6 protein-coding genes and 2 pseudogenes are annotated in these 7,014 nt (G+C 39.9%); all 8 read left to right on the top strand.

From position 1 onward, the window contains the following. Nucleotides 1-267 (top strand): annotated as a pseudogene (locus Q0688_RS22455) (DsbC family protein); the annotation flags it as partial. Beyond that, nucleotides 267-2,714, top strand: a complete 2,448-nt coding sequence (gene traC / locus Q0688_RS22450) for a type IV secretion system protein TraC (RefSeq protein ID WP_299082596.1) — start codon at nt 267-269, stop codon at nt 2,712-2,714. The pseudogene Q0688_RS22455 and the gene traC, both read left to right, overlap by 1 nt. A gap of 13 nt (nt 2,715-2,727) precedes the next feature. Beyond that, the gene (locus Q0688_RS22445) at nt 2,728-3,045 is read left to right on the top strand and encodes a hypothetical protein (RefSeq protein WP_121638676.1); all 318 of its coding nucleotides are present in this window, start codon (nt 2,728-2,730) and stop codon (nt 3,043-3,045) included. Beyond that, the gene (lepB, locus tag Q0688_RS22440; RefSeq protein ID WP_121638675.1) at nt 3,042-3,557 is read left to right on the top strand and encodes a signal peptidase I; all 516 of its coding nucleotides are present in this window, start codon (nt 3,042-3,044) and stop codon (nt 3,555-3,557) included. Before Q0688_RS22445 ends, lepB begins: the two co-directional genes overlap by 4 nt. Further along, nucleotides 3,520-4,767, top strand: a complete 1,248-nt coding sequence (locus Q0688_RS22435; protein ID WP_299082590.1) for a TrbC family F-type conjugative pilus assembly protein — start codon at nt 3,520-3,522, stop codon at nt 4,765-4,767. Before lepB ends, Q0688_RS22435 begins: the two co-directional genes overlap by 38 nt. Continuing rightward, nucleotides 4,764-5,402 (top strand): annotated as a pseudogene (locus tag Q0688_RS22430) (EAL domain-containing protein); the annotation flags it as partial. The gene Q0688_RS22435 and the pseudogene Q0688_RS22430, both read left to right, overlap by 4 nt. Before the next feature lie 120 nt (nt 5,403-5,522). Then, on the top strand, nt 5,523-6,521 hold the full coding sequence (locus Q0688_RS22425) for a TraU family protein (RefSeq protein ID WP_240452986.1): 999 nt from the start codon (nt 5,523-5,525) through the stop codon (nt 6,519-6,521). Nucleotides 6,522-6,670: 149 nt separating this feature from the next. Continuing rightward, nucleotides 6,671-7,014, top strand: a 344-nt coding sequence (locus Q0688_RS22420) for a LexA family transcriptional regulator (RefSeq protein WP_299082588.1), incomplete at its 3' end; no start/stop codon positions are given.

Raw genomic sequence — 7,014 nt, 5'->3', positions numbered from 1 at the left:
GTTGTCCCCGCTCTAGGTGATGATTCCGACAAGCTTTCACGTAAAGTTTTTTGTGCTGCCGACCGCAACAAAGCACTTCATGCTTTTATGTCTAACACCCTCGAAACGCTAGAACAGAAAACCCCCTGTGACACCAAGCAATATGATATGACCTTAATGATGGCCCACTTATTAGATGTTAAAGCAGTACCCTATATAGTAGCACCAGATGGCCGGCCAAGCTTGGGACGCCCTGGCAACCTTAAGCAATGGCTGGAGAATAAATAATGAGCTTCATAACTTTAAAGAAAAAACTTCAAGAAAGAATAATACCTGAAGAAATACGAGCCGCTGGCGTTATACCTGTAGTCGCATATTCAGAAGATGATTACGCATTTCTTATGGATGATAAAAGCATAGGTTTTGGTTTTATTTGCCAACCATTAAACGCATCTAGCGAAAAAATTCAAGAGCGAGCCATTGGTATGTTAAACCAAGAGTTCCCTGCTAACTCAACAATGCAATTTTGTCTATTTAGATCACCAGATATCACTCAAGAGCTATATAAAATGATTGAACTTCGTGATGGTTATCATCACGACCTTCTTTCAACGGTAATTCGAGAAAGAGCTGATTTTTTAAAGCATCACACCGAAGAAAAGATTATAGGAAAAAACGAAAAAGGTAATTATGACAGCGGAATAATTCAGGATACTAAGCTTTTTGTAACAGTGAAAATTCCTATTCAAGATAGTAAACCAAACTTCACCGAGCTCACAACACTACAGGATTTGAGAAGCAAAGTTGAATCGTCACTACAAACAGTGGGTCTTAGACCAATACCGTTAACAGCGGTTAGCTATATCAGAATCATGGGAACAATGCTTAATTGGGGCGGGGACGCTTCTTGGAAAGGCGCTAAAACCAGTTGGGATACAAATAAGCCTATATGCGATCAAGTTTTTGATTATGGGACAGATATCTCCTTAACCAAAAATAGTCTGAAGCTTGGCGAGCAGCATGTAAAGGTTTTGTCGGCCAAAAAACTTCCTGATATTGCATATTTTGGGGATGCAATTACATACATTGGCGATATAAGCGGGGGGAGCTCTAATGTTAAGGAAAATTACATGATAGTGACAAATGTTTTCTTTCCTGACCCTGAAAGTATGAAAAGCTCTTTGGATAGAAAGCGTCAATTTGCCGTTAACCAGGCTTATGGCCCAATGTTGAAATTTGTACCTGTATTAGCAGATAAAAAAGATGGTTTTGAGGTTCTTTATGATTCGATGAAAGAGGGACAAAAGCCGATAGGTATTAGTTATTCGATGGTAATTTTTGCTCCCACTAAAGATAGAGCAGATGCGGCAGCAATGTCTGCGAGAAATATCTGGCGTGAAACACGATTTGATTTAATGGAAGACCGATTCATACTTTTGCCTATGCTAATCAATAACCTACCATTATGTACTGATAGCAATTCAATTAAAGACTTGTTCAGATATAAAACAATGACCACAGAGCAAGCTGCAGTCATTCTTCCAATCTTTGGTGAATGGAAAGGAACAGGCACTTATCACGCGTCACTACTATCGAGAAACGGCCAGTTGATGAGTTTGTCTCTCCATGATTCAAATACGAATAAAAACCTTGTAATAGCAGCTGAATCAGGGTCGGGTAAAAGCTTTTTAACGAATGAACTCATAATATCTTACCTTTCTGAAGGCGCTCAAGTATGGGTTATTGATGCTGGTAAATCATATGAGAAGCTTTCAAATTCCCTCAAAGGTGATTTTGTACACTTTGAAGAGGGTACGGGAGTTTGCCTTAACCCATTTGAGCTTGTGCAAAATTATGAAGATGAAGAAGATGCAATTGTAAGTCTTGTTAGTGCTATGGCATCAGCCAAAGGCAATTTAAGCGAGTGGCAGGTTTCAGCTCTTAAACAAACCATGACCGATGTTTGGGCTGCAAAAGGCAGTGCAATGAAAGTTGATGATATTGCCGATAAATGCCTTGAAGAGCAATGCGATCAGCGTTTAAAAGATGTGGGTACTCAGCTGTATCCATTTACCTCTAAAGGTAGTTACGGTAAATACTTTGCTTTTGACAATAACGTGTCCTTTCAAAATCAATTTACTGTGTTAGAGCTAGATGAGTTGCAAGGAAGAAAGCACCTTCGTCAAGTAGTGTTACTTCAGCTTATTTATCAAATACAGCAAGAAGTGTTTCTTGGGGTGCGGAACCGCAAAAAAGTAGTAATTGTAGATGAGGCTTGGGATCTGCTTAAGGAAGGTGAAGTATCCGTTTTCATGGAGCATGCTTACCGAAAATTCAGAAAGTACGGTGGTTCTGTTGTTATAGCAACGCAAAGTATTAATGACTTATACGAGAACGCCGTGGGTCGAGCAATTGCGGAAAACTCAGCAAGCATGTACCTGTTAGGTCAAACAGAAGAAACTGTTGAATCTGTAAAGCGCAGTGGACGTTTAACGCTTTCTGATTCTGGATTCAATATATTGAAAACCGTTCATACAGTACAAGGTATCTACTCGGAAATATTTATAAAATCCAAAAGCGGGATGGGGGTTGGCCGCCTTATCGTTGGTGACTTCCAAAAATTACTATACTCAACTGACCCACGAGATGTAGATGCAATAGAGCAATACATCAAAAGAGGCCAAAACACACCTGATGCAATCAGATCGGTTATGCAAGACCGGTTAAGAAATTAATTAAGGCAGTACTATGAATATAAAATCAATCGCAATCGCAGCAATCATAGGCTCCCTAGGTGGTGCAGCCCTATCATCATTGTTAATTAAAAACCAGCAACACGAATTGGAAGAAAGACTTATAAAATCACCACCAATAGTAGTGGTCGATTTTGCAAAAATGGCAATGCAATACCCTGAAGGTGCGAGCTCTATAGAGCTTGAAGGTCTTATGATGAAAACAAATGAAGCAGTAATAAAACTTCGTGAAGCAGGGTATTTGGTGATAGATGCAGGTGCTGTAGTTTCAGCGCCGGACGATGTTTACTTGCCAGAGGACTTCATCAAATGAAATGGATGAAAAAGAAGGAGTCGTGGCCCCGATTCTGTATAAAAGCCGGAGTTGCCTTGGTGGTGATTTGGGGGGCCGGGGTGGCTTTTGCCGACAGATATAGAATTGGAATCGATGATCAGCTAGTAAAGTGCATCCCTGGATATTCAGTTTACTTGATAGACAAGAAAGACCAACAACTAGAAAGAGGGGCAATCTTTGTATTTTCAGCACAAGGTTTACAGCCTTTTTATGAAGATGGCACCGAAATGGTTAAGTATTTAAGAGGGTTGCCTGGTGATAATGTGAAAATTAGTAAGCATGGCAACATATACGTTAATGATGAAATGCAAGGATACGGCCTTACTCACGCCGAAGCACTTAATAAGCCAATGGATTCATTCGTTGGCGAAGGCATTTTACAATCTGATAGCTTTTGGTTTATGGGAACCAGCAATCAGAGTTTTGATTCAAGATATTGGGGAACAGTAAAAAATGACCAAATTATTGGCCGCGCCTACCCGTTATTTTAAAGCTGCTATTTTTACATGCTTAATTGTTACCGGCATCTCTTTTGCCCAGCAATCACCTTTGACAAAAGAGGATATGGAGTTTGTTCAAAAATCTAAAAAGATAATTGAAAATGCCCAAGCTTCAAAAATGCCGGATTGGCTTCGGACTGATAGCGATAAATTTACATCCGCACACAATGAAGCTCTTGAACTCGTAAAACAGCTTCAGCAAACAGATCCAACAATGAAGCGAATGGACGAGTTATCAAAAGCTAAGAAAAGATTTTCAAGCCAGAAAGTTGTGGTGTTTGCCTCACGCTCTCTTGGCCCGCAGAGCTTGAAAGATATTTTAGGTATGGCATCTAACAATCAGGATGTGGTTGTAGTGTTTAGAGGGATACCTCAAGAGGCTAATTTAGGTGAGGCTATGCTGGAAATTCAGCAAGTCGCTGCTGAATATAGCCCCATGCCAAATATTGTAATAAACCCAGTTTTATTCACAGAGTACAATGTAACTTCAGTACCAACTATCATTGTTAGGGAGGAGCAATCTGTTATTGCTGGGAAGTTACCAGAAGTAATTGCTCGTGTATCTGGTTTATCTAACCCTAACTGGATTTTAGAAAAAATTGAATCGGGTGAAAAGGGTAACCTAGGAATTAGAGGCCCGGTTGAAAGTATAAGTGAACCTGATTTAATTGAGTTAATGAAAGAGCGATACGCAAAAATTGATTGGGAAGAGAAGAAACAAAATGCTGTAGATAACTTTTGGAATAAACAGACGTTTAGAGAGCTCCCTAAAGCACATAAAGATCGCATACGAGAGCTAGACCCTACGGTTTATATTTCTCAGGATATAACCACCCCTGATGGCACATTGATAGCCAAAAAAGGAGATATGATAAACCCACTTGATTTAACCCCTTTCACTCAAGCAATTGTTGTACTTGATCCATTAGACAAAGACCAAGTTAAGCGGGTAAAGGAAGCATTACCAAGAATCAATAAGACCCCAGGCGTTAAAAGAATAACCTACATCGTTACTAGGCTAGATAGAGAAACTGGCTGGGACTCTTATACCAAAACCACAGATACATTTGACGCTCCAGTTTTCCTGTTAACCCCGGATGTAGCAAAAAGATTTGAGCTCGAATATGTACCTTCAATAATAACCGCTGAAGGTAAACACTTCAAAATAGAAGAGCTGGCTGATAAAAGAGGTGAACCATGATTGTTCCGGTGTTTCAACCAATTCACACCACAGGTAGTAACAATACAATGGGAGCAGAAGTTCTGGCCCGCTGGTTGGTTAATGGTGTTTATTACACTCCAAGCGCTATAAGTAAGTCTGCGCTGGTGGAACATAACTCAATTTATTGGGAAAATACTGATTTAGAAATAATTATTGCACTAGTTGATAATCATAAATGTATCGAAAAATCATACAAGTGCATAACTATAAATGTATCGGAAGCGACACTAAAATCTAATTACCTTTTTACTTCTTGGTTAAATCAAGTAGAAAAATTCAGATCGTTATGCACAGTTAAGTTAATGATAGAAATCACAGAAGGTGTAAGTGATAATTCGCTAGAAAAACGATGGGGGATAATGAAAATGAAGGGGATACCACTAGTAATGGATGATTATGGTGATCTTTCATCCACGTTTAAGCGGCTTCAAAAATACCATTGGGATGGTTGTAAGTTTAATACAAAGAGGCTCACATTAAAAAATAAAAAAGAGATTGAAGGATTTGAGTACTGTAAAGACAAAGGGATTCAAACTATTGGAGAGCAAGTAGCGACAGCTAGGCTCTCTAATGAAGCAGAAAAAATGGGTATCGACCTCCAGCAAGGGTTTTACTTAGGGAAACCTACGATATTAAAAGACTGGGTTAAAGATCAACCGCAATTGGATGAAAAGGTTAAATTAAGCAGTAAATCAATTACTTCTTTATTAACAACAAGCCTATCTGTATGGGCTCTGGCTATTACAATTACATTATCCATAGCATTTTTAGGTGGCTCTAAAGCGGTTGCTGATCCTGGATGCCAGGACGCAGAAGTTATTGGGCCTAAAATGATAACTGACATTTGTTGGAGTTGTATATTCCCACTTCGAGTAGCTGGCGTGAATATTTCAGGTGGTGGTGGGAGCATCCCAGATGGTGCGGTTACATCACCTTTATGTATGTGTGATGATAACCAAGGGGTTGCGCGTCCTGGAGTAACTACGTCAATGTGGGAACCGGCGCGTCTTGTTGAGTTCCAGCGTGTACCGGGATGCTCTTCTGTACTTAACGGCACTAGATTCCCTTTTGATAGAATAAACCAAGGGCACCATGGGGAGGCTGTATATGATGGTGGGGATAGCTCATTTACGCATTATCATTATTACACTTACCCAATCATGCAAATGCTAGATATGTTTGTTAAACAAACATGTAATCCAGATGGTTTTATGGATCTTGATATTATGTATTTATCTGAGTTAGACCCAACGTGGAATAATGATGAGTTAGCTTTTTTCACTAATCCAGAAGCAGCAGCCGTTGCAAACCCTGTTGCAACCCTTGCTTGTACAGCTGATGCAGTATCTTCAACGGCAGGTAAGCCTATAAAAGAATTGTTTTGGTGCGCCGGCAGCTGGGGGAATATATACCCTCTTAGCGGCAATCAAAATGGTGGCAAAGGGGTATTACGAGACACAAGCTTGTTGTCAACTCGCGTTTTAACGGCACTCCATCGCAGAGGGCTTGCATATGGGACGATGGGGTCTGGTGCTATGTGCGGAGGAAACATAGAGCCAACACTTCCAAAAACTCAATATAAATTCACGATGTTGCACCCAGTACCTGAAACAGAGTCTTCTCATGTTATTGGGGAGTCAACTCTTACTTGGGGTTTGGGGCGAACTATACCAGCGATAGGGCAAGACCCTATATATATGATTTGGCGATGGAATGACTGTTGTAATCTATAAAGAATAGTCTAGTAATTAGGCTCGCTAGCTGTTTATGTAATATGCATGGACAGCTAGTAACTTTAAATAGGAAATATAGAGTTAATAAGGCTTGCATGTTATACAAGCCAATTCTAAAATAACTGTATACTTAAACAGTGGTGACCGGTATGCAGCCTACTCAAATACTCAAATCAACTAAATCATTCTCACTTTCAGAATTTAAAGTCGCGGCTGGTTTTCCGAACCCAAGTGAAGATTGCTTATCTGAACCAATAAGCCTCGATAGCTTATTAATCACCCGGCCAAGCAGCTCTTTTTTATTCCGAGTGGCAGGAAATAGTATGCTTCCTGATATCACAGATGGAGCAATTATAGTTGTCGATAAATCACTAAGAGCGGCAACAGGGAAGATTGTACTTGCGACAATTGACAATGAGTTTGTTGTAAAGCGTTTAAAGTTAGATTATGGCAATAGGAGGGCAATATTTCTAAGCTCAAACCCAGAATATGA

The sequence above is a fragment of the uncultured Paraglaciecola sp. genome, assembly GCF_937123705.1.
In the GTDB taxonomy this organism is placed as follows: domain Bacteria; phylum Pseudomonadota; class Gammaproteobacteria; order Enterobacterales; family Alteromonadaceae; genus Paraglaciecola.
The sequence above is the reverse complement of the archived record's forward strand: the minus strand, read 5'-3'. Positions and strand labels throughout refer to the sequence as shown.

Excerpts from the sequence above, each read along its gene's own strand:
- lepB (WP_121638675.1), top strand. The coding sequence starts at position 3,042 with ATGAAATGGATGAAAAAGAAGGAGTCGTGGCCCCGATTCTGTATAAAA.
- traC (WP_299082596.1), top strand. The coding sequence starts at position 267 with ATGAGCTTCATAACTTTAAAGAAAAAACTTCAAGAAAGAATAATACCT.
- Q0688_RS22435 (WP_299082590.1), top strand. The coding sequence starts at position 3,520 with ATGACCAAATTATTGGCCGCGCCTACCCGTTATTTTAAAGCTGCTATT.
- Q0688_RS22445 (WP_121638676.1), top strand. The coding sequence starts at position 2,728 with ATGAATATAAAATCAATCGCAATCGCAGCAATCATAGGCTCCCTAGGT.